Consider the following 20,776-nt stretch of genomic DNA (forward strand, 5'->3'; position numbering starts at 1 on the left):
GCCCTCGACATCCTCATCGCCACCGGCCGCAGCCCCACCACCCTGCTCGCCGACCGCACCCCGGCTTCCGAAGCCTGGCGCCAGGCCGCTGCCTGGCTGTCCACCGACCAGATACGCCACCTCGTCGTCGACCGCGCCCACCGGCTCCCCGACGGCGCCCTCGACCTGCTCGCCGAACTCGGCACCCGCGTGGACGCCACCGTGTGGCTCATCTGGCCCGACACCGACGACGACGCGTACCTCAAGCCGCCCGTCCACGCCTTCCACCACGCCGGCTACCGCTTCCAGGCGATCGACCTGACCGCCTTCGCCCGCGAACTGCCGCCCTCACCCCGCTCCCTCACCAGCCCCCTGCGCGCCGACGCGACAACGCCGTGGGCCGAAGGCGTCGGCCCCGTCCTGCCCATGCAGGACTTCCCCGTCTTCCTCGCCCACTGCCGCGCGAAGCTCCCCGGCAACACCTTCACCGCCCTGAACGAGGTCTACGGCCGCGAGATCCACCTGGCCGACCAGTGGCTGACCCGCCGCGGCCTGGCCGGACACCACAACACACCCGGCAGCCAGCGACACACCCGCGCCTTCGGCGCCCGCCTCACCTTCTACTTGCGCGACCACCGCATCGGCCCCGCCCCCGACCAGGCCCACGCCCTCGTACGGCTCCGCGCCGTCCAGGTCGCCCTGTTCCTGCGCGGCTACCTCCTGCGCTGGCAGATGGAGACCCTCGGCGCCGACCCCACCACCCGCCTGCTCAGCCAGCTCACCGAACGCCTCTGCCACAAGATCCGCACCGTCGCCCCTCCCGAAGCCGCCGCCGCGACCGCCCTGTCCGTCCACCTCTCCCACGGGCCCGCCGGATTCGGCCTGATCACCTGCGGCAACACCGCCCCCGACGGCAACAGCGTCCATCTCCCCGTCACCGGCAGCCCGTACGAGGCCGAGGAGACCCGCTACCTCCGCGCACCCTGGCGGTGGAAGTTCCACCACCACATGCCGCACGAGCTCAACGCCCTCCAGGTCCTCCACCTCGAATCCGACGACCCCGTGCTCCTGCCGACGCACGCCGCCCCGCTCCTGGCCGCCCACCTCGCCTACCGGCGCAGCCAAGGCGCCACCGACACCGACCCGCTGTTCATCCACGACAAGGACCCGGGCAACAAGAGCCCGGAGCTCCACCTGCGCGAAGCGGTCATCCGCACCTGCCACCGCATCCACTTCAACCCGGCCTGGCTCCACCGCTCCCACTGCCGCCACGGCGACGAAGGCAGCCACGACGCGGCGGCCGCCGGGTGGATGCACTACCGCGGCCTGGACCTCGTCCCCCTCAGCGACCACGTACGCAGCCGCCTGTGACCGCGCCGAGCCCCTACAGCCGACCCCCTCGCCGCGAGGGCCCCCAGCGGCGCCGCGAGTCGGTGCAGCGCTCCCACGTCATCAAGCGCCGGCTCCTGGCCGCGGGCATGACCGGCTGGCAGCTCGCCGACCTCCTCGGCGTCCACGAGCACCAGATCGACCTCGACGAACTCCCCGACTTGCCCGTCCGCGTCCTGCTCGAACTCGCCCGCCGCCTCGATATGCACCCCGCCGACCTGATGACCGGCGCCGACGACCTCTTCGAGCTGCCCCGCCACCGCCAGGTCCTCGACCGGCGCCGACCACGACGCGCCCACCGTCGTCACCGCGCTCGCGCACGCGGACAGTCCCCTCACCGCCGAGGCCCTCGCCGCCGCCCTGTCCTGGACCCGCCACCGGACCGACGCCGCCCTCGACCACGCCCGCACCCACCCGGACACCGGCGGCGCGCTCGCCCTGCGGCACGTCCCGCCCGAGGCGTACACGGTCGCTCCGCGACTCGACGTCCTCGCCCCGCACCAGGTCGACGCCCTCTCGGGACGGAAGAACCCCCGCCCCGACATCCGCGGTCCGATCCAGCCCGCCGAGGCGGAGGTCCTCCTGCGCGTCTGGGTCGACGGCGGCATCGACACCGGCGACGCCGTCCAGCGTCAGGCTCTCGCCGACCTCGCCGCCGCCGACATGGTCACCCGCGGCGGCATCATCGACCGCTTCCACGACAACGTGCTCTACAGCCTGCAGATGCTCTCCGAGCCATCACCGCCTACTGACACGGACTCTGCGATCCCACTGCCATAACCCTGCGCATCCCGCTGACACCCACCCTGCGCACGACAGGACACCACATCTGGACAGTGGCTCCTGCCGCAGTTACCGTCGACCCTTTAAAGATCAAAAAGGATGGACAAAGGTACGTCCCCTTCGGAGACGTACGCGGCTTCGCCGTGAACGACCAGGGAAGGGGGAAGGCCGTCGATGGCTTGGGTCACCCGGATCGTGGATATGGAGCAGGTGGAGTACCGCCTGACCCAGCACTCCGGGTGTTACGTACAGCTGGACGGTGAGGGCGCCGCACCGGCGTCGCAGCAGCCCGGCGACGCCCAGGTCGACTACCGGATGGATGCCGCCGAGGACTCCGGTCTGGTGTGGATCGGCGAAGGTCCGACAGTGCTTGGACTCACCTCTGGCGCGGTACTGGATGAGGACGGCAAGGAAGCCGCACGGGCGCTGGCGAACGGCGTCGACCCGCGTACCGGGGAGCGGCTGGTGGAGGCCGAGCTGCGAGCCCACCCGCGTGCCCAGCTGGTTGGCGCCCGGCTCGTCGAAGCGATCGAGAAGGCAGCGGAGGCTGCCGGCGTCGAGGCGGCCGCGCTCTTCGCGAACAAGCCGAAGCAAGCGGCAAAGTACGCCACGCTCGCGCGGAACGCAAACTTGCTGCACCGCAGGACCCGGCCAAGCGCGCCAACCGGATCACCGCCGGGCGCGGGATGCGGACCAAGAAGATCGTGGCCGCCCAGCCCAACATCTCCGCCACGGTGTTCGGGGTGCCCGGGTCATCGAAGACGACCGGGCTGGTGCTGCCGAACGCCGCCGAGTGGCAGGTCCCCTTGGTCGTGACGACCACCAAGGCCGCCGACCTGGACATCATCTACGCCCGGCGCCGGCACTTCGGCCCGGTGTGGGTGATCGCTCCCGCCGGAATCCCCGGCCGCACCACACAGAAGTGGTCCCCGGTGGACTACTGCACCGACGCCAAAGCCGCCGACCGGATGGCCGCGTGGATGGCAGAGGCATCCTCTTCCGGCGATGACAAGCGCGCCGCCCCCTGGATCGACCAGGCCAAAAGCGTCCTCAAGGGCGTCCTGCTCGCGGCGAACCTCTCCGGCGGCGGCGTGAGCGCGATGCGCCGCTGGCTGGGCCTGGGCAAGGACGCGGTCGACCACGTACGCGCCGTCCTGCTGCAGCACGGCTACACCGAAGCGGCCGAGGACTACGCCTCCCCCTGGCTGCGCCTCCACGAAGACGGCATCGGCAGCATCCAGTTCAGCCTCAACGTGCTGGCCCGCGTCTACGCCGACGAAGAAGTCCGCGAAACATGCTCGGGCACCGACTTCACCGTCGAGGACCTCCTGGAGCAGAACGGCACCGTCTGCCTCATCGCGTCCGAAGCAGACGCCGAACGCTTCGCACCGCTGCTGACCTCGATCATCGCGTCGATCATCCACGGAGCCGAAGTCCGCTACAACACCACCGGAAAGCCCCTGGACCCGTCGCTCGGCGTCATGGTCGACGAGGCCGGCAACATGCTCCGCTACCCGAGGCTGCCGAACATCCTGACCACCGGCCGCGGCATGGGCATCGACGTCCTGACGGTGTGGCACGACCTCTCCCAGCTCCGCGACCGCCTCGGCACGCAGAAGGCCAACACCGTGCTCTCCGCGAGCGGCCTGCGGATGCTGCTGCCCGGCTGCGGCGACCTGGAGACCCTGCGCTACTTCTCCGGCCTGTACGGACGCACCGAAGTCATGCGGACCTCCCACGGCCGCTCCCGCGGCGAGTACTCCACCAACACCTCCGTCACCGAGACCGACCTTGCCCCGGTCCACTCCCTGCAGCAGCTGCCGGACTTCACCGCGATCGCCCAGTACTCCAACCAGCCTCCCATCAAGGTCAGGATGCGGCTCACCTTCCGCGACAAGGACCTCAAGAAGCTGCTGGCCGCCCCCGTTCCTCCGACGGGGACGGTCAGCTTCACCAAACCCGCCGCACCCGGGAAGGCCGGCACCCGTGTCTGACGCCCTCGACAACCCCGCATCCCTGTGGCCGACACCACCGGCCGCTGCCAAGCAGGAGCCTCAGCGATGGGTGTGGGCGGCGATGGACCCGCCCGAGCGGCGGGCCCGGATGCGTGAACTCGCGATCTGGGTCGACTGGCTGCGCCGCACCTTCGAGCTCCACAACAACATCCCGCCCTGCTGGTACCGCCACCCGCCCGTCGTCGAGCACCTGACCGCCCTGTACGCCGGGTGGCTGCGTACCTATGCAGGCGAGCAGGCAGCCGGGCGGGAGCTCGCCGAGGCCGACTGGATCAACCCCCTGCACAACTTCACGCCCCGCCTGCAGCTCGCCGCCTGCGCCAGCGGCCGCCACCAGGACCCGCCGCCGCTGGTACCGCCATCGCTCGGCGCCGCCGAGGCCTTCGAGGTGTACCTGGTCACCGCCGACACCACTACTGCTGCGGCCGCGCACCCGGCCGCAGCCGAACTCGCCCGGCGCACCGCCGAACTGGACGCGCCGCTGTAGAGCGACTGTGACAACCAACTGCCGCTGACCGTACATGCGCCGACCCGGGGAGGGATGTGGAGCAGGGAACAGACCAGTACATCACGCCGGTCCCCGGCCGCTGGCGCAGTGACCCGCAGGCCTCCCACCATGCGGAGAGCCGGGCCCGGCGCGAGAACGCCATGCGCGGGCCAGCAGGTTGGCGGACCAGACCGGCGAACCGCCCCTGCCCCAAAGCCCCCGCTCCCGCCCGCGACATCCGACCGTACGGAGGAAGCCTCCCCATGGCCACACCCACCGCCGATCCGTCCACGGCAACGGCCGCCGACGCCATCCAGGCGGCCGACGAGACCTCCCGGGTCAGTCAGCCGCCTGTCCCTGTTCCACAAGCGGCGCCGCCAGCCCCGTTGGAGGAGCGGGCGCGGACGAATGCCGAGGCAGCGACACCCGAGGCACAGCGCGAGCTTCCGTTGTGGACCGGCAACGACCTCCCGGACGGGGCGGGGTGGACCGCACGCGCCGGGGTCCTGTACGACGGCTACGGCGCCCCGACATGGAAGCTGAAGACCCCCACGGGCGCCCCGAACCCGACGCAGGCGCCAATGGTCGGGCCCGCACCGGCTGCCGCTTCCCCGGGATCGGGCCGCACCGATCCGGGGGACGCCTACGATCCCGCGGACCTGTGGGCCGCCGACCTCATCGAGCCGGTGGGCCTGCCCGAGGCGTTCGAGCGGGTGGAGGAGGCATGGGCCGACATCGTCCCGCCCGACCTGGGCACCGCCCAGGACCTGCGCGCCGCCGTCGACAACGACCTGCGCACCCTGGAACAGCAGTGGCGGCGCACCGTGCCCGGCCCACAGGTCGCTACGGACAGTGTGGGTCCGCAGCCCACGGCCGCGGTCCCTGCCAATGCGGCCGACGCCCAACAGGCGGCCGCGGTCAACACCGCCCTGCAGGAAGCCGACCATCATGCTTCGGCGCTCAAGGACTCGCCGGAGTGGCAGCAGCTGCAGACCGTCCGCGGCGCTGCTGCCCATCTGTGGGACGTCATCAAGGAGAAGGCCGGCCCCTACTTCGAGCGGCTGGCCGACGACGTGCGCGTTCAAGGGTTCTGGCGGACAGTCTCCGCCCGCTCCTGCGAGAGCATCGCCCGCTGGGCGCAGGCCGGGGCCGACCGGCTGCGCAGCGGTGCCAAGCGCCCGGACCTGCCGACCGCCGAAGCGCTGCTCAAGGTCTCCGACACGGCCCTGGCCTACAGCAGTCCGCGCAGCGAACGCCCCGACGCCGATACCGTGGCCGCCGCCCAAGACCAGAATGTCGCCGAGATCCGCGAGCTGCGCAGCACCGTGCGGTCCAACGCCCCGCTCCCGTACGCCACGCGGGACGACGCTGTGGAGGCCTCTCGCGAGATCGCCCGTGCCTTCCAGGCCTGGGCAGGCACCGACATGGGCAAGGAACTTGGCGCTTCCACGCACCGTCGGGTAGCGGAGTTCCGCGAGGCATGGCAGCAGCTGCCGCCCTCGGAGCTGCCTGCCGGTCCCGGGCCGGCGGCCGGGCCCTACAGCGCAGTGTCCGAACACGCGCAGGGAATCGTGGAGCGGGCCCAGGCCCAGCTGGGCCGGTTCGCGCCGTCCGATCTCGCCGCCCTGCAGACGGTGGCCGATCTTGCCGAACACCACGGCGGGCGGCTCGCGGTGACCCTCTCACCGGGCTTCACCGCCCCCGCCGCCCCGGCCGCAGCCGTCCAGCAGAGCGCTCCGCGCCCCGCAGTGGCGACCCAGGGACTGGCCGACCGTCCGGGGGCACCCCGCTTATCGGCCTGAGTCCGTGATCCCACTGAGTACCGAAGGAGACCGCGTTGAGCACGCCGGAAGAGCCCACAGGCACAGTGGTGGAGGCGGTGAAGCTCGAAGCACCGTTGCTACGGCCGATGACGGACCCGGAGATCCTGGAGTGGGAAGCCCAGCGCCTGCGGGCGCAGGACGCCGCCCGAGGCCTCGCGCAGCCGCTGCAGGAGACACCAGACGTCCTGCACCTCCTGGTCGAGGAGGGCGTCCCGCCTGAGCTGGTCGACCGTGCGCGCATCGCTGTTCAGGAGGACCGGGCGTATGCCCATACGCATGCCGTCCGCGTTCAAGTCCAGGCGATCCGGCTGTATGACCAGTTCGAGAAGGCCGAAGTCGAGCTCACCCGGCGCCAGCATCTGCCGTCCGATCAGCGGCAGGCCGAAGGCGCTGAACGGACTCGCCAGTGCGTCGCTGCCCGGGCTCCGCCCCCGGGCTCCGCAGGCTGCCCAGCAAGCCGGCCGTGGCCGTTCCGGCCGCCCTGGAAAGTCCACGGCTGCGGCACGGCTGATGCCCAGGCGATGGGCCGCGCCTTGAGGCGGTCGACGAATACGTCCCAGCAGAAGGACGCCAACAGCACGGGCCCCCTTGGAGTCGCGCACCCAGTCCGGTTTCTCGCATCCGGTATCAAGCAAGGGTGCAACCCTAGTAATCCCCTTGCGTTCAAGAAAGGGGATTACTAGGGTTGCACCATGAGCGGAGAGATGGGGCGGCCTCCCCTGGAGGGGGCCGACCGCGGTGAACTGCATTCCCGGCTCGACGAATTGGCGTGGGCTTTCGCGCGGCGCGCGGCCGGCCTGGGCCCGGACGACGTACCGGTCACGGTCCACGACGACAACCTCAGCGACGACCAGATCAAGGCCGCCCGGCTGGCTCGGCTCGCCATCTGCCGGCACCTCGAAAGGCTGGTCGGCTCCAGCATCCGCGTCGACGTCGGCGAAGCCCTGGAGCACGGCGCTGACTGGGAGGAGGTCGCCGAGGTCCTGGGGGTCAGCCGCCAAGCCGTCGCCAAGCGCTTCGGAGACCTGCGGCGCGGCGAGAGAGTCGCCGTGGTGATCTCACGGCGCGATCGCGTGCGTGAGTACGCCGACGACCCCCGTGTCCGTGTCGGGGAGGTCGGCGGCCCCGAGCAGTACGCCAGCGACCGGGGCATCTGGCCAATCGGCAAGACGGTCCGCGCCGAAGCGCGGTACGCCGTCGTCGCCGTGGACGGCACTGTGCGACGCCTGTACGCACTCGATCCCGACGGCTGGAGCGAGGTTGAGCCGAACAAGTGGCAGTTCTCCGCCGTCGGCGACCGCGAACTGACCAAACACGAGATCACCGCCGCGTACCAGGTTGGGGAGCTTCCGCTGCAGCTCGGTGACGACTGCCCCACCCGCGCCGGCGGCGCCTATCGCCCTCACTGGTTCTGACTCTTGAAGCCTGACGCGATAACGAAGGAGACCTGTTGAACACCCCGACACATTCCGAAGATCCGTACCAGGACGTGCCGACCGCAGTCGTGTTCGACCTTTTCGCCGAGGCTGCAAACCGCCTTATTGGCCGGCTCGCTCACCTTTCCGATCACGCCGGCACGAAGGCCGAGCGTGACAAGTGGTGGGCCATGGTCATGCAACTGCGGAACACGCGGCACGCGGTCCCCGCCCACGACCGCGAGCAGCTCATCTCCTACATCAGCCAGTGGACCAGGGAACTTGAGGAACTGGAGTCCAAGAAGCGTGGCTGACGTCAGTGGGTACCACCTCACCGAGACGCAGATCCGGGACCGCTTCGAAGAGCGCGTACGGGGGTTCATATTCGACGAACACCGCACGAGCGACCATCCCGTGCTGGTCATGGTGGGAGGTCAGCCCGGCGCTGGGAAGACCATGGCCATGCAGGCCGCCGAGCACCGGCACGCTGCTGGCGACATCATCGCCCTGACTGCGGATGACCTGCGGCCCCTGCACCCGCGCTACGAGGACCTCATGCGGGATGACCCGCTGCTGATGGTGGATGCCACCACCCAGGCCACCTCGGTGTGGATGCAGATGGCGTACGAGTACGCGCGGAACCCTGATCATCAGTACAGCCTCATGATGGAGGGGACGTTCCGGGATCCAGCGGCAACCCTCCTCGATGCGCAGAGATTCGCGGAGGCCGGTGTCTCGGTGGAACTGGTGGCGCTCTCCGTACGGCAGGAGCGCAGCCGCCTGGACGCGCTGCACCGCTACCTGCCCGCCGCCCATGCCCAGCCAGGCCGGTGGGTCTTCGCCGACCGCCATGACGAGGCGTACCGCATGGTGGCCGCAACGGTGGAGGCCGCCGAGGCCAGTCCTCACATCCAGCGGGTGACCGTGACGAACCGCTCCGGTGCCGACTTGTACGTGAACAGCCGGGGTTCGGACGGGCGGCTTACCGCCGAGGCCCGAGGAGCGCAGGTGGTCGAGGAGGAACGTAACCGGCCGTTCCCTCCGGAGGAGGCCCGCAGCTGGCTCACCCGGCACGCCGAAACACTGATCGCGTTTGCTATAGCCGGAGAGGTCAACGACACCTCCCGGCCCGTGCTTCAGCAAGTCGCGGGTCACGATGCGGACGTGGTGGCCGCCATGGTCGACCCAGATCCCGCCAGCGATGTCCGCCGTGCCTACACCGCCAGGAAGCCGCTGCTGCAGACGTTGGTGGACGAGCCGCTCAAATTGGGCTCGGCGCTCCCTCATCGACTGGAGAGCGAACAGGGTCTAAGCGAGCGCTTTCGTCGCCTCTCCCAGGCCGAAGAGGCCGCCCGCCGCAGTAGCGAGCCGCCGGCCGCCGGCAACAGCGATTGGCTCGCGCGGAAGCTGGCAGAGCAGGGCGCCCCGCCGGAGGCGGTCGAGCGCGCGCAGAACTCGGCTCGCGAAGATCAGCAGTACGCCCAGCTGAACGCCGCCCGGGCCCGGACCCATGCGGAGCGACTGGGCCAGTCGCGTACAACCGTGACCTCCGAACTGCAGCGCCGCAGCCGCCTCTCTCCCCTCGAACGTCAGGTCGAGGATGGGCTACGGGCCCATCTGCACGCGGCGCTGGACGCGGTACGCGATCAGCGGAAATCCGAAGCCCCCGTTGTGCACCGGCAAGTCGAGGGCCGGCAACAGTCGATCCGTCGCAAGGGCGAGTCGATCTAGGTCCAATGGCGGCGGCAGCATCCGATCAACAATGCGTGGTGCTGCGGGGGACCCGGTCCAGCCGGTCCCCCGCAGCACCAGCAGGGCTACTACCTGTCGAGCTTGTGCGACGCCTCCCAGTGTCCGTCCTTGAGAATGTTGTCGTAGTAGGAGTTCGGGAGCTTGTTGGTCGCGCTCGGCAGACGCTTGTCGTTGCGGAGGACCCTTGATGGTGGAGTCGGGTATTGGAACTCTCCGAATGCCTGCTGGATGAGGTCGGCGTTGCTCGCGGCGGGGGTGCCGTCCGCTTTCGGAGCTCACTGAGGTCAACAGCGTTGGCCGCGAGGGTCCTTGGTATGTGGCGTGCCGCTTTGCCGATCAACGGCGGCCGATAGAGGCGGCGCGAAGATCCGAGCCACGGTCCACCTCCTTGAACAGTGCCGCAGCTCGCACTGCGGTGCCCAAGGCCCAGCCCCCGGTGCTGAACAGTCCCAAGACCACAATGCCCAGGCCCAACCCGACCACCATCCACCACACTCCGCGCTCCGTGCTGCTGAACGTTGTCCCACCGCGAGGCAAGGCCGACCCCACGATCGTTCCGGAGATCGCGACGCCCAGGGTGGTGCCGGTCTGCCGGCCAGCGGAGGCCAACGAGGTAGCCACTCCGGCCATCGAGCGGGGCATTCCGGAAACCGCTGTGTTGGTGATCGGCGGGTTGACGGTGCCCAGGAAGATGCCGAACAGTAGGTAGATCGAGAGCACGGTCGGCAGAGGGGTGGCCGGTCCGAGCCAGACCGACGCGCCGCCGCCCAGCGCCAGCGCACCCCCGGCGAGCACCAGCGGCAGCCTGGGACCGTGTGTGACGACCAGCCGTCCTGTGAACGGGGAGAGCACAATGACCAGCGCCCCGACGGGGAGCAGGCATAGCCCGGTCGTCAGCGCCGACATGCCGCGCACGTCCTGCAGGTACTGGGTGGTCACGAACAGAAACGCGCCGAACCCACACAGTGCGAAGAGCGCCATCAGGATCGCCGAGCTGAACGGCACGCTGCGAAACAGGCGTAGCTCCAGCAGCGGGTCGACGCGGCGTGGTTCGTAGCCCAGGACGCCGAGCACGCCGAGCACAGCCACAGCGAGCAGGCCCAGGATGACTGGTGAGGACCAGCCCAACTCCTTGGATTCGGTGATCGCAAAGACGACGCTGCCGAGGACCAGGATCGTCAAGATCTGGCCCACCGGGTCGAATCGGCGCGCCCGGGGGGCGCGGGACTCGGGTACGAACAGTGTGGTGAACACGATCGCGGCGGCCACGATCGGTACGTTGATCCAGAAGACGGAGTGCCAGCCGAGGCCATCGACCAGGGCACCGCCGATGATCGGACCGAGCGCCAGAGACAGGCCGGTCATCGACCCGAACACGCCGATCGCCCGGGCCCGTTCAGCCGGGTCGGAAAACGTGTTGGCGACGATCGCCATCGCCACCGGGTTGAGCATCGTGCCACCGACGGCTTGCAGCGTACGCGCCACGATCAGCCAACTGATGCTCGGCGCCAGGCCGCACAGCAACGAGCCGAGCCCGAAGGCGGCTAGGCCGATCTGGAACACGCGCCGACGGCCGACGCGGTCCGCGGTGGACCCGGCCAGCACCAGGAAGCTGGCCAGCGCCAGGGTGTAGGCGTCGACCGTCCACTGCAGGCCGGACACTGAGGCGTGCAGATCACGACGAATCGACGGTAGCGCGACGTTGACGATGGAGATGTCCATCACCACGACGATCACGCTGGCGCAGCAGATCGCGAGCACCAGGAGTCGACGGCGAGGACTGAGTACAGGTATGGGTTCGGGCATGTCCGGGACGCTAAGTTTTAGAGCGTGGTCGAAGTCAACCAACAACTTCCCGAGCCCGTGCCCGAGACGGGGCTGAGTATCGCCGAGGCTGCTCGCCGTACCGGAGTGAGCACGCACACCCTGCGCTACTACGAACGCGCCGGCCTGGTCGTCACCCCCGTCGACCGCACCCACGGCGGCCGGCGCCGCTACCGCGAGTTCGACCTGGAGTGGATCACCATCTGCACCAGGCTCCGGGCGACCGGCATGCCCATCAAGGGCATCCGCCGCTACGCCGAACTCGTCGCGGCGGGCCGAGGCAACGAAGACGAGCGATTGGACTTGCTTGAATCGCATCATGACCAGGTGCTCGCCAAGATTGCCGAACTCCAGGAGAACCTGAAACTCATCGCTCGCAAGGTCGACGTCTACCGAGGCCGACTCGCCGCCGGCGACGCCGACCAGCTATGGGTGCCCAACCGCACACCGGCTGCCCGCTGAGTAGCCCCTCCGAGCGGGCCCGAAATCACCGGTCATCGCCTGGTTCCGCGGAAGCACGCCTTGGCGTGCCGCCGCCGTCAACAACGTGCTGTCCCGTAGTACCTAGATCTGACAAGCAGAGGTCCCGTCATAGATAATCGCAGATAGCTATTCCGTTTCCGTGACGCCGTTGCGACGGCTGACGTCGGCGGCGTAGGCGGCCCAGTCCCCGCCTGATGCCTGTTGCCACTGGACGGCGACTTTGATGTGGACCCCGAGCATCCGGGCGAGGATCGCGGCGGGCACTTCGGTGGCGAGGGTGAACAGCGCGGTAGAGCGGTCCTGCTTGGGCCGGATCCCGATCTTGTGGAGGCGCTGGCCGATCCGGTCGTCGCCGAGGGGGCGGCCCGGCTGGCCTCCGGGGAAGAGCCAGGGAGCGTCCTCCGGGGTGCCGATCTTGGCCTTGCCGCGGCGGGTCGCGACGAGTTCGCGGACCAGGCTGGCCAGCGGTGCGGGGAGGACGACCGGCGAGGTGCCCGCCTCGGCGTTTCAGGCAGTGGCCTGGGTCGGCCCGTCCCTGCAGGCAGCGTGGGACTACCGCGAAATGTCGCCCACCGTCCATGTCCAGGCCGACGGACAGACAACCGTCTGGGCCGGAGGGTAGAAGAGGAGGTCCACCATGCAGAGCACGGGGAAGCAGAAGATTCCTCACCACCGATTGCCGCGCGCCCGCCGGACGGGCGGCTGCATGCGCTTTGCCTCTACTCGTCTCTGACGGGCTGTGGGGCCGTTCTGCTGCCGCTGCTGAGCCCATCCTTGCTGCTCGGCGAGGAGGCGGTGCGCGCCGGCATCCAGCAATGCGCGCGGAACATCGGTACGTGCGCGCTTCGCCAGGTTGAGCAGGGCGCCGGCCGCGGCCTGTTCGGCCGTCATCACCTGCGCGTACGCGCCGATCAGATTCTCGACCTGCCGCGGGTGCACGGGGTGGAAGCGCATCTCTCCCGGCAGCCGCTGCGGGCAGTGGTCGACTGAGTCGGTGACCAGCGCCCCCTGGGCCCGGCGCACGGCCAGCGGGGCGGCCACGGCGAGCTGCCACCCCGACGCCGGCAGATGGTACAGCGCCGCCGCGAGCCGGCCTTCACCCCGGGCATCGGCGAGGAGCGCGGAACGGGACCGGGGCTCGCCAGGCCGCTCCTCCGGCTGCCACGGTGCACCGAACAGCAGCTGTCCCACCCGTACGACCGCAGTGTGGGAGACGACCGCACCGGGGTGCGGCGTGATCCGTGGCAGCCGGACCACCTTGCCCTGGCGGACGATCTCGTAGCTCGGAGGAGGAAGCCGGGGATGGGCCCGGGGGTCCGCGAGGTCGACCACCCGGTGCCACGCCGTAGCAGCCTGCTGCCACGCCTGCGCCGAGCCCCGCAATGCGCCCGCGGTCTCCTTCAAGGCCGAGGCGACAGCCGCGTCCTGGTGGTCCTCGGCGATCCGCAGCAGCACCCGCCCCGACAGCAGCCGCGCCATCGCGGCCCACCGGGACATCTGCTGCAGGTCCGAGCCGCTCAGCCGGTGGTCGGACCGGTCGTGCAGCGTCTCGAAGGCCACCCGCCCCAGCCGCTCGCAGTCCTCGCCGAGACGTGCGGTCACCTCATGGGCCGGGTCCGACGGGGATGCCTGAACCGGCTCGACCGGCAGAGCGAGGGGGAAGGCGGCGATGCCTTCGTCTGCTTCCCTCGTTCCTGTCCGTCCGAAGACGCTGCCTTGGTCGAGACAGCTGCGCGCTTCGGTGAAGGCAGCTTCGACACCCGGATCCCGAACTCCTGAGGACAGTGCATGGGCGACCCTCCCCGCCTCCCAGGCGAGTTCGGCCGTGCGGCGGGTGACGTACGCCCGGGCGGCCCTGGTGCCGAGCAGGTAGGCGTACGCAGTCACCGGGCCCCGGTCCGGTCCGCGATGACTCTCGACCAGGTCCCGCACCGCTGCGACGGCCTGCCCGGCACCGGTCAGCTCGTTCGACAGGGGCATGCCGCCGTCCTCGGCGGAAAGCAGACGTCGAGCCGTTCGCAGCGCCCCGCAGGCCCTGCCCAACTGGGCGGCCAGGTCGGCCTCGACCGGCGACTGCGCTTCCTCCCAGCCCGCTTCGTGACGGCCCCGCATCCGGCCGATGACCTGTTCCAGTTGCTCCGCCGCGGCGGATCGGTACGCAGGATCGGCGAAGGACGGAAATGCCTCGGCTGCCGCACGCAGATGCTCGCCCGCGATGTCGTAGAGCTCGCCCAGGGTGACCACGGCTACTGGGCCCGTACGGCGGCAAGGGCGTCCGCGCCGGACCTCGCATGCCCGGCGGCCTGCTCCAGAACAGCCCGTCCCTCCCCAGCCTCCGTCGCTGCCACTCGGTCCAGTGCGGCCTGCACGAGACGCAGCAGCCGGACATGAGGGACGAGAGCCGCCGCTCCCGGAGGCACGGGCGGCAGGTCGTAAGGCCGGCCGTGCTCGGGCAGGGGCAGCAACTGACGGCCTGCCGAACAGGCCTGAGCGGCGGTCATCGCCTCCAGCTCGTCCCCGCCGCCGTCCCAGGTGACGGCGTCGGCTACGCGTTCGACCAGGTCAAAGGTGTCCCAGGCGGCGGCCAGGACACCGGCGAGCTCGGCCGACTCCAGAGCCGCCCCGAGAGCGGCCTCAAGATCCTCGATCGGTGTGGGTGTCGTCATGCGCCCTGCCCCCCGTAGTGGTCTCGCAGTGATCGTTCCACCACGTACCGAAGCGGACCAAATGTGCTGTGGACATGAGTTGACCTGTGGGCAGCCGACGCTGTCGGCGGTACCCGTGCATGCACCCGGCTTCATGCCGTTTCCGCTCCATCGTCGCCGGCCACGAGGACGCCCCGGCCCCGGAGCGGCCGTCTGTATTGGCCCGTAGCGCCATTTGAAGTGGTGGACGCAGGCCAGAGTGTCCGGTCGGCCAGGGCACGGAAGTATGGGGCGAAGCGGAAGCCAAGCATCTTGTACAGGCCGAAGGCCATGTCGAGTACGCGGCGTTGTCAGTCGCCACCATCTCCGGCTTCACCCCGCCGTCGACATTGAGCAGGGTGCAGGGGCTGTCGCACGGAGTGCCGCGCACGACCATCGAGCCGATCCCGGCGGCCTGGTCGTTTACTGGCGGAGACCACTTATTCCTGGCATGTCCTATTCCACGCCTCAATCGCGCTTCATGCGCGTCGTCGGGGGCCCGGCCAGGGGTAGCCGAGCTGATCAGCAAACCCCTTCGAACCACCGCAAACCTCGGCGACCTCGCGGGGGTCCTCGGCCGTGAGATGCGCCTCAAGGCGCTCTACTTGGTCCGCCGGGTCGTCTCCCGAGATCGGAAGGGTCATTCTGAACTGAAGCCAGGGACGGCCTTCCCTGATCGCGGAACGGCCGGGGTGGAACAGGAAGACGTTGATCTGGTGAGGTTCCCAGTGCCAAGCTGAGACGGCTCCCAGTTCACATTCCCAGGTCGTCAGCCGGCCGACATGCTCCCGGAGCCTTTCCTCCAGAAGCCTGGCGACTGTTTGGGCCGGCCACTCCCAGCTGCGATCCGTCGAAGCCCGGCGGACCTCCACTTCGTACTGGTTGACGTCGAATCGGATCTCTGGGAGCTCGACATCCTCTTGATACGGGTTGCGCCAGCCGCTCCAGATCACGTGTTGCCCTTCGCGCCTGACGGTCACGTAGACAGCGCCGCAGCATCCTTCCGTGCACTCGGCCTCGGCAAGCCGAACCTCACGGGGGGTGTCTGTCGCGTGAAGCAACGTATCCGGCCCCAAGAGATACCGAGGGTCATCTGCTGGGCCCTCATCAAACACTTCGGCCAGGATGTCTCGTCCGTTGATGATCGGTCGGCATTCCACGGCGCCCTGTCGGCTTCCCAGCGGTGGCACGACGATGCGGAGGGACAGTAGATGCGGTTCTGTGGTCATTGGCTGATGGTCCCGGAGTCAGTGGCAGTTGTCCTGCGTGTTTCTGCTTGGGAGGACACGGGGGCCTCCGTCTTGGACATCTTTGCCCGGGTGCGTCCGCACGCCGTGGGCTCGGGCGGCGAGGAAGTCGGCCCAGGAGGTTTTGTGGCGAACCCGGCCCAGCGGACGGCGGTGTCGGGGTGGAGGCCGAGGAGGCTGGCGAGGACGGGTGCGGGCAGAACGCCAGCGAGCGCGACCAGGGCCGCGTTCCGGGCCAGCCTGGCGTCTATGCCGTGGGACAGAAGGTTCGAGCTGAGGCCGGTCTGCGAGGTGGGGCGGCTGGGGAAGAGCCAGGGTTCGCCGCGGTTGGTACGGGTGAGGGCAGCCCGGGTGCATGGCCCCGGCTGCGATCCCCAGCGCCAGCCCGGCGTCGCGCCCGAGCACCACGTCGACCAGGACCAGCTCTCCAGCACCTGAGAACCCGTCACCATCTGTGTTCGAGCGGTCACAGGAATGGGGCTTGCGCGGCTAACCCCCAGATCTGATAGAAGCCCGTGCAAACCGGGAAAACCGCCGCTCAGAGCCAAGTTGCGCGGCTAACCCCCGTCCGTTCCAAAGTGCTGCCACGCGCCGCACGACACCCGTGTGGCACAGACACAGGAGCAGCACCATGAGCAAGCGCACGACAGCCCGCCACCAGCCCGCGAAGAAGCAAGAAGAGCCGCAGCCCGACGTAGAGTTCAGGGCCCGCGGATTCCACGTCATCCTCAACAAGGTCCCGTGGAAGGTTCTCACCGCACTCGCGGCCGCCATCATGACCAAGCTGATCAGCGGTCACACCTGGATGCTCTGACCTGACAAGTGGGTTGGCCCAGCGGAACGTGCGAAGTGACCGCAGGGCCAACCAAGAGCACCGTCCTGTCAGGGCTGTGCGACATCCCGTGGTTCCCCTGAGCCGCGCTGAGCCCCTGTGGATGTCAGGCGAGGCGATTTGTGCTGCCGGCGACAGGGTCTGTTCTGGGTAGGACACCGGCCAGCCCCGAGGCGGAGACGTCGGCTCGGTTCACTGACCTGGAGTCGCCGCTCGCCGAACTCGATGTGCTGTGGCAGAGGGTGAGGGTGGACGATGCGACGGACAGGTCCAAGAGGTTGTGAGCGCGATGGGTGAGAGGGCAGACGGTCTGAGGGAGCCGCGCAGCCAGCGGGAGTACGCGGTGTCAGCAGGCGATCAGCTGGTGCTGTGGCACGGGCGCAGACGTCCGGGGCTGCTGGACGACCCGCTGCGGACCCGGGCGGTGGTACTGCTCGCGTCGTGTCTTGCCGATCGTGCCGAAGCCGCAGGCCTGGAGGGTCCGGCGGTTGCCAAGGTGCCGCTGGCCGATGTGGTGACCGTGCTGGACCGGTACCCGGACGCTGTCGGCGGGGACATCGTCGACGAGCTCCTGAGCGCCTTCGGGCAGCCGGAGTTCGATGCCGTCCGTCAGGCGGTACGCGAGACCCTGGTGTACCACCTGGCCGACTCCGGTCCGCATGCCCGCATTGCGGACCGGCGCCAGGCCCCGGTGCCAGGCAGTTGAGCAAGAGTCAGGTTCCTGATTCCCGTTGCAGACTGTCGGGATGAGCACGATGCGCCGACGTCTCGGCACCGGTCCCAGTACGCCCAAATCGTTCCCGGTCTCGGGCGGTTCCCCGAGGCTGCTGCCTGCCGAACGCACTGGCCCCGGCGATCCCCAAGAGGCCGCTCGTGAAGGTGAAGCCGTCTCCGTACAGAAGGGCCGGCGGGCGCTGGGGGACGGTGCGTCGGGGCTGTGGACCAGCTCCGACGAGGTGGAAAATGCCCGCTGACCTGCACCATTCCCGAGAAGCGCGCTCGCCTAATTCTTAAGCCTTGCGTGGCGTAGAGGAATTGCCTGACTGATTAAGGGTCCAGCCTCCGTCGGTCGCCGTTGTCGGCCGTTGTCTGCCATTGTTGCGAGGGTGCCATGAGAGAGCCTTTTGGGGTCTTCACATGGTGTACTCTCCATTACACCTCCCGACGGTTTTCCCTGAGGTAGAGCCCAGCTGGATCTATCCAGTGAGGGGAGGTGACAGGTGTCCGGTGACACGCCCCGTCAGGGCGAGGAGCCGGTGAGGACGAAGCTCCAGCGCGCCGCAGACGCGGCAAAGCTGGGGGCGAGCTTGCTCCAGGCCGCGTACTACGTGGTTCACACGTGGAGCATCTGGCCCCTGTAAGTGCTGATGGGCCCACCCCGGCCAGGGTGGACCCATCGGTAGTCCGATCACCGGGGACCCCGTGTTTCGCTGTCTGGCGGAGGCACGGGGTCCAGTCATGTTCCGGACCAGAAGCTGAGCTACGTATCCGTAGCTCGCTGCTTGTACGGGCAGAGTACCACTTAGATAGCATCTAAGTGGTCATTACTGCATTAGTCGATTAGCGATGCGACTAGATACGCCACCGCCATTGCCGTTAGCGCGCATTAATAATGCCGCTCACTCATCAAATAGCTGCAGAAATCCAATGAGGCTCCTGAATATTGATCGGGGCAAGTACCCTAAACATGGGGTAGATGGATTTCGATGTGCATGCACCGGTCAGGTACATGGGCGAGGACGCAGGCGCAGTCGAGCGGGATGCACCCCGCGGCCGAGTTGACCGGTCAAGGAGTGCGCAATCGGCTGCACCGGATGCAGCCGCCAGACGCCCGGTGCAGCTGTGTCGAGTGGACCGAGCACATAAGTGATCAAGGTGTGGCTCACCCGTCTCACCGGCCCCCAGCCGGTGAGACACCCAGTGAGCAGCCAGGGGGGAGAGACGGACAGGCGAGGATGCCGCGGCCAGTGTCCGGACACAGCCCGAATCCATGTGAAGCGACGTCCGACGACGCCCGTCGCAGATCCTGACGACGCCCGTGACACCGCGTCGGACACGGTTGAGGGCTCCCGGGAGAGTGTCCGGAGACAGATGTCTGTCTCTCTCCGACGCGTGACGGCTCCCGTCACACCGGCGTATTACCTCTCACCGATGCTGTACTACGCGCGTCGGGCACAGGTGTCGGACACGGTTGGGGGCCCCGGCCAGTGTCCGGACACGGGTGTCCGCCGTTCTGTCCGACGCCCGTCGGACAGGCGTCAGACGGGCGTCGTCAGGCGTCGGACAGAACGGGCCGGATGAGCTGGGGCGAGGCGACGGGCGCCTCAGGAGGAGCACGCGAGGGGCGCCCCCCCCCACAGAGGTCTGAGCCGGGCAATTGACTGCGGCTGCCTAGTCAATGACAGCGGTCCATGGGTCCATTGACCGCAGCTGCCCCTGCGGCCGAGCGCAGCTCAGTGCCCGCTTGCCGGGTGCAGCCGGCTGCGGTCCCGGGTACGTCCGAGGTACGTCCCAGGTGCGTTGGCGATCTGTCCCAGGAGGTCCTAGTGCACCGCGGTGCCTTCGAGAAACCCTCGATTCGCTCAGGCACGAGGCCCCCCAAATGGGTGACGGGGCAACAGAAAACCGAGGTGCTCTCCCCGCAGCTCATCGAGGGCGATAACCCTCCGACAAACAGCTTCGTCTCGCTCCTGGAATTTCCCTGCCGAACCGGCGAAACCCTCCTGGCCGACAATCCCGATGAAAGCGTTGATCAAGGTGGAGTGGTCACCGTCCTGCCTGGGACCAGCCTGCAGGCCGCCCTCGGTGGCCGCGTGCTCCTCGTCCGGGTGACGGCTGCTCAGTCCGGTAGTGACCCCACTCCCGCCGGCCTGAGGCTTGAGCCATGTCTGAAGCAAGTGCTGGCAGCAGCGTTCCGACTCCGTGCGCCTGGTGCGGGAAGCTGAAACCCGACAGCTTGGGCACGAAGCCTTGGAAGTACTGCGGACGGGCGTGTGTGCAACGCGCTTATGAGGAGCGGGTAGTGAAGAGGCGGATGGCGACTGCGCTGGGCCCCTGGGTGCTCCCGTACCCCGAGGAACCTGGAGAACCGTCGTAAGCTTGAAGGAGGCGATCTCGTCAGGTGAGGCCCGCGGAGGCGTTGTCGTCCCAGCCGTCGTCGCGCTGCATGGCAGCCGGATGTTGGAACGCCGTCATCCGGCTGCCGGCGTGTTCAAGAAGCGTGTGCGTCCTGGCTTCAGATCAGGGAGTACGGATGACGGCGCCGGATGCGAACCACTGCACGAGCGTGGCTGCGAGGTGGAGGCCGGCCCGCGCGGCTTCCAGTGTCTCCGGCACGGTCGGGGTCTGCTTGCCGTGTCGTGAAGTCTGCCCGTCCCATAGAGCGCGCATCATGGCTTCCACCGGGGCGATCGCGTCGTTCGAGGACTGTGTGGAGAGCGCGGTCGTGAACTTGGCCCGGGCGTTGCCCTTGAACTTCCCGAGCATCGTGCCGAGTGTGGCCCTGCCGTGGTTCGGCTGGACGACCGAGTGCGCCGCGCATCCGACTGCCTTGATCGCCTCGCTGTAGGCCCGCACCGGATCGGGGTGCAGCCCGTATGCGGCCCCCCATGCGGTGGCCAGGTGCTCTGCTGCGGACCCGGCGGCCGGGGCCGCGTCTGCGTCTACGACGGCCTGGCTCACGGCGTCGCGCACCGCCGGGGTGATGCGTTCCTCCAGACCGTCCCCGTCCTGGTTGACCCAGTACGCCGATCCGCCGGCGTCGAGCAGCTCTTCCAGGGTCTCCCAGTCCTCGTTGCCGAACCAGTTGTCTCTTCGTTCGAGAAGCCGAGGACAACGTCGATGACATCGAGCAGATCCCAGCCGGTCTGGGAGGTAAGCGCGGTGAGCGCGGTTGTCTGCTTGGGCGGGGCTATCCGTGAAGCTTCCCCTTGATCGTGGACACCTGGAGACTGGGACCTGAGCGGTTCCAGAGGAAGTAGTGCCAGGTGGGAAGCAAGTACGGCCTTGGGGACCAACGGAACAGCCATTAGCGCTAAGCCGGTGATCTTGGCCTGGGCCGCCA

Annotated in this window: 17 protein-coding genes and 2 pseudogenes; 11 read left to right on the forward strand and 8 right to left on the reverse strand. The window is 68.8% G+C overall.

The annotated features are described in order from the left end of the window. Positions 1-1,295 precede the first annotated feature (1,295 nt). Positions 1,296-1,706: a hypothetical protein gene (locus IEZ15_RS25800; protein WP_189279574.1), complete on the reverse strand. Its 411-nt coding sequence runs from the start codon at positions 1,704-1,706 to the stop codon at positions 1,296-1,298. A gap of 1,056 nt (positions 1,707-2,762) precedes the next feature. Between IEZ15_RS25800 and IEZ15_RS25805 the strand changes: the two are divergent. From IEZ15_RS25805 to IEZ15_RS25835, 7 genes and pseudogenes are all read left to right on the forward strand, one after another. After that, positions 2,763-4,145: pseudogene (locus tag IEZ15_RS25805) on the forward strand (type IV secretory system conjugative DNA transfer family protein); the annotation flags it as partial. After that, entirely contained in the window at positions 4,138-4,653 is a 516-nt protein-coding gene (locus IEZ15_RS25810; protein ID WP_189279575.1) for a hypothetical protein, read from the forward strand. The pseudogene IEZ15_RS25805 and the gene IEZ15_RS25810, both read left to right, overlap by 8 nt. 263 nt (positions 4,654-4,916) lie before the next feature. Further along, positions 4,917-6,455 (forward strand): hypothetical protein, encoded by a 1,539-nt coding sequence (locus tag IEZ15_RS25815; protein WP_189279576.1) that lies wholly within the window; start codon positions 4,917-4,919, stop codon positions 6,453-6,455. Positions 6,456-6,490: 35 nt separating this feature from the next. Continuing rightward, a complete protein-coding gene (locus IEZ15_RS25820) occupies positions 6,491-7,159 on the forward strand; it encodes a hypothetical protein (protein WP_189279577.1) in 669 nt (222 codons plus the stop codon). 9 nt (positions 7,160-7,168) lie between these two features. Beyond that, on the forward strand, positions 7,169-7,891 hold the full coding sequence (locus IEZ15_RS25825) for a ParB N-terminal domain-containing protein (protein WP_189279578.1): 723 nt from the start codon (positions 7,169-7,171) through the stop codon (positions 7,889-7,891). Positions 7,892-7,926: 35 nt separating this feature from the next. Beyond that, the gene (locus IEZ15_RS25830; protein WP_189279579.1) at positions 7,927-8,205 is read left to right on the forward strand and encodes a hypothetical protein; all 279 of its coding nucleotides are present in this window, start codon (positions 7,927-7,929) and stop codon (positions 8,203-8,205) included. Then, positions 8,198-9,622 carry a zeta toxin family protein gene (locus IEZ15_RS25835; protein ID WP_189279580.1) on the forward strand — a complete coding sequence of 475 codons (1,425 nt, stop codon included), beginning with the start codon at positions 8,198-8,200 and terminating at the stop codon, positions 9,620-9,622. The genes IEZ15_RS25830 and IEZ15_RS25835 overlap by 8 nt, the downstream gene beginning before the upstream one ends. Before the next feature lie 357 nt (positions 9,623-9,979). Here the strand turns inward: IEZ15_RS25835 and IEZ15_RS25840 are convergent, their stop codons facing one another. Further along, positions 9,980-11,449: an MFS transporter gene (locus IEZ15_RS25840; protein WP_114248395.1), complete on the reverse strand. Its 1,470-nt coding sequence runs from the start codon at positions 11,447-11,449 to the stop codon at positions 9,980-9,982. A gap of 24 nt (positions 11,450-11,473) precedes the next feature. Between IEZ15_RS25840 and IEZ15_RS25845 the strand changes: the two genes are divergently transcribed. Further along, a complete protein-coding gene (locus IEZ15_RS25845; RefSeq protein WP_189279581.1) occupies positions 11,474-11,929 on the forward strand; it encodes a MerR family transcriptional regulator in 456 nt (151 codons plus the stop codon). Between the two features lie 147 nt (positions 11,930-12,076). On the opposite strand, the gene IEZ15_RS45065 is transcribed toward IEZ15_RS25845, so the two are convergent. The 5 genes and pseudogenes from IEZ15_RS45065 to IEZ15_RS25870 form a co-directional block, all read right to left on the reverse strand. Continuing rightward, positions 12,077-12,214 carry a hypothetical protein gene (locus IEZ15_RS45065; protein WP_229846117.1) on the reverse strand — a complete coding sequence of 46 codons (138 nt, stop codon included), beginning with the start codon at positions 12,212-12,214 and terminating at the stop codon, positions 12,077-12,079. Between the two features lie 402 nt (positions 12,215-12,616). After that, the gene (locus IEZ15_RS25855) at positions 12,617-14,194 is read right to left on the reverse strand and encodes a hypothetical protein (RefSeq protein ID WP_189279582.1); all 1,578 of its coding nucleotides are present in this window, start codon (positions 14,192-14,194) and stop codon (positions 12,617-12,619) included. A gap of 2 nt (positions 14,195-14,196) precedes the next feature. Beyond that, the gene (locus tag IEZ15_RS25860) at positions 14,197-14,616 is read right to left on the reverse strand and encodes a hypothetical protein (protein ID WP_189279583.1); all 420 of its coding nucleotides are present in this window, start codon (positions 14,614-14,616) and stop codon (positions 14,197-14,199) included. Positions 14,617-14,810: 194 nt separating this feature from the next. Next, positions 14,811-15,073, reverse strand: a pseudogene (locus IEZ15_RS25865) (Tn3 family transposase); the annotation flags it as partial. A gap of 40 nt (positions 15,074-15,113) precedes the next feature. Then, entirely contained in the window at positions 15,114-15,863 is a 750-nt protein-coding gene (locus IEZ15_RS25870; RefSeq protein WP_189279584.1) for a hypothetical protein, read from the reverse strand. 267 nt (positions 15,864-16,130) lie between these two features. On the opposite strand from IEZ15_RS25870, the gene IEZ15_RS25875 reads away from it, so the two are divergent. From IEZ15_RS25875 to IEZ15_RS25885, 3 genes are all read left to right on the forward strand, one after another. Next, complete coding sequence (locus IEZ15_RS25875) at positions 16,131-16,319, forward strand: hypothetical protein (RefSeq protein WP_189279585.1); 189 nt, start codon at positions 16,131-16,133, stop codon at positions 16,317-16,319. Between the two features lie 193 nt (positions 16,320-16,512). Next, positions 16,513-16,695, forward strand: coding sequence for a hypothetical protein (locus IEZ15_RS25880; protein WP_189279586.1), 183 nt, complete (start codon positions 16,513-16,515; stop codon positions 16,693-16,695). A 307-nt stretch (positions 16,696-17,002) separates the two neighbouring features. Then, positions 17,003-17,419, forward strand: coding sequence for a hypothetical protein (locus IEZ15_RS25885; protein ID WP_189279587.1), 417 nt, complete (start codon positions 17,003-17,005; stop codon positions 17,417-17,419). Between the two features lie 2,534 nt (positions 17,420-19,953). Here the strand turns inward: IEZ15_RS25885 and IEZ15_RS25890 are convergent. Further along, positions 19,954-20,406, reverse strand: coding sequence for a hypothetical protein (locus tag IEZ15_RS25890; RefSeq protein WP_229846118.1), 453 nt, complete (start codon positions 20,404-20,406; stop codon positions 19,954-19,956). Between the last annotated feature and the right edge of the window lie 370 nt (positions 20,407-20,776).

Origin of the sequence: Streptomyces atratus, from assembly GCF_014648655.1 — a bacterium.
In the GTDB taxonomy this organism is placed as follows: Bacteria; Actinomycetota; Actinomycetes; order Streptomycetales; family Streptomycetaceae; genus Streptomyces; species Streptomyces atratus.

Coding starts and splice junctions, on each gene's coding strand:
- IEZ15_RS25825 (WP_189279578.1), top strand. CDS start 7,169: ATGAGCGGAGAGATGGGGCGGCCTCCCCTGGAGGGGGCCGACCGCGGT.
- IEZ15_RS25815 (WP_189279576.1), top strand. CDS start 4,917: ATGGCCACACCCACCGCCGATCCGTCCACGGCAACGGCCGCCGACGCC.
- IEZ15_RS25885 (WP_189279587.1), top strand. CDS start 17,003: ATGGGTGAGAGGGCAGACGGTCTGAGGGAGCCGCGCAGCCAGCGGGAG.
- IEZ15_RS25860 (WP_189279583.1), bottom strand. CDS start 14,616: ATGACGACACCCACACCGATCGAGGATCTTGAGGCCGCTCTCGGGGCG.
- IEZ15_RS25840 (WP_114248395.1), bottom strand. CDS start 11,449: ATGCCCGAACCCATACCTGTACTCAGTCCTCGCCGTCGACTCCTGGTG.
- IEZ15_RS25875 (WP_189279585.1), top strand. CDS start 16,131: ATGCCGTGGGACAGAAGGTTCGAGCTGAGGCCGGTCTGCGAGGTGGGG.
- IEZ15_RS25880 (WP_189279586.1), top strand. CDS start 16,513: ATGAGCAAGCGCACGACAGCCCGCCACCAGCCCGCGAAGAAGCAAGAA.
- IEZ15_RS25870 (WP_189279584.1), bottom strand. CDS start 15,863: ATGACCACAGAACCGCATCTACTGTCCCTCCGCATCGTCGTGCCACCG.